Source organism: Mesorhizobium sp. M7D.F.Ca.US.004.03.1.1 (assembly GCF_003998635.1).
Lineage (GTDB): Bacteria > Pseudomonadota > Alphaproteobacteria > Rhizobiales > Rhizobiaceae > Mesorhizobium > Mesorhizobium loti.
Genome location: NZ_RZQG01001450.1, coordinates 1 through 952 on the forward strand (window position 1 = coordinate 1; position 952 = coordinate 952).

The 952-nt window shown below is 58.1% G+C and carries 2 pseudogenes; one reads left to right on the forward strand and one right to left on the reverse strand.

Annotated features, from left to right (window positions below):
* Positions 1 to 186: pseudogene (locus tag EN935_RS41640) on the reverse strand ((2Fe-2S)-binding protein); the annotation flags it as partial.
* Positions 187 to 631: 445 nt separating this feature from the next.
* Between EN935_RS41640 and EN935_RS41645 the strand changes: the two are divergent.
* Positions 632 to 952 (forward strand): annotated as a pseudogene (locus EN935_RS41645) (HlyD family secretion protein); the annotation flags it as partial.

The following is a 952-nucleotide window of genomic DNA, read 5'->3' on the forward strand; positions in this document are numbered from 1 at the left end:
GTTGTAGGGCTGTTTGTTGATACGCATTGAAACCGCCGACAGGTCGCGCGGTCCGGCCGGTTTGGCGGACGTTGGCTGGTCAGCGCTCTTCGAGGAATTGACAAGCGGCATTGCCGCTACCGCCGAAACAGAGGCCGTCATGAACATGCGTCTGCTCAGGCCACTGGCAATTTTGGCTTCGGACATGGCTGGCTCCGGGCTGGCTGGGTCTCAAGCGGACCCAACCAACCGCCAAGATCAAAGTTCCCTCCTCACGCGCCTGTGATCAATTTTTTGTTGGCTGCATCGACGCATCCGGAACTTCACCTGCCGGGCGATGGTTGTCTTTCGAAAGCACGAGAGAAACGATCATGAGCGATGATCGGCATGACAAGAACAGTGACGATGGGCGTGTATTCTCGGCGGAGCGGGCGCGGCAGGGTGAGATCATCCTGCGAACACGCACACGTCGAATCATCTTCATAGCCGGGTTGGTCGGCATCGTGATTCCGGCGATCGTGATAAGGGTCGTAATAGGCTGAGTCGACTTCACCAGGCGCGAAACCATCATCGGTCGTCAGGAACCTTTTGCGAGCGGCTGTCGTTGATTGGCCACTGCCAAAACGGTCGACACCTTCCTAAGAGTTCTCCCGTGGACGCGAAAACCCAAACCAAAGAGCCTGCCGAAACCAGCGACACGCAGGGTACGTCGCGCAGGGCCAAATCAGACGCCTCGCCAAAACGCAGGGAAGATGCGGGCCGGGTTGACGCTACGAAGAGCAAAACGCGTGACAACGACGCCGAAGAACCAAAGCCCAGCCTGCTGCGCTTCCCACGACGGCACCCCTACATATCCATCGCGATCTTGCTCGTGCTGTTCCTGATTGCCTTGGGGCTGGTCTTGTGGTGGCTGAACGCGCGTCAGTATGAATCGACTGACGATGCATTCATCGATGCCCGCACGGTGACGATC